The organism is Opacimonas viscosa (genome assembly GCF_024199005.1).
GTDB lineage: Bacteria > Pseudomonadota > Gammaproteobacteria > Enterobacterales > Alteromonadaceae > Opacimonas > Opacimonas viscosa.
Genome location: NZ_JANATA010000292.1, coordinates 1 through 243, shown reverse-complemented (window position 1 = coordinate 243; position 243 = coordinate 1). Strand labels below are relative to the sequence as shown.

Here is a 243-nt window from a genome sequence, read left to right as displayed (position 1 = left end):
GCAACAGACAACCCCAAGCTAATAAGCTATTTACTTTCTGTTACTTACTCAGCCAACAAGCGGGAGCTATCATATTTAAAGAATCTACAGAATCCCAAACACGTGCGGCTAGGGCTGGATCAATGACATAGCGATTCGCCAAGGTATGGGCCGATCTCTCACGAGACTCAGTTTGAAACATGTCGCCATGCATTTCAAAAAAAACCCCTTCACGCAGTGTAGAGTTAGAAAACACCTTAACTT

1 pseudogene is annotated in these 243 nt (G+C 43.6%); it reads right to left on the bottom strand.

Annotated features, from left to right (window positions below):
* Window positions 1-40: 40 nt before the first annotated feature.
* Window positions 41-243, bottom strand: a pseudogene (locus NLF92_RS13655) (exopolyphosphatase); the annotation flags it as partial.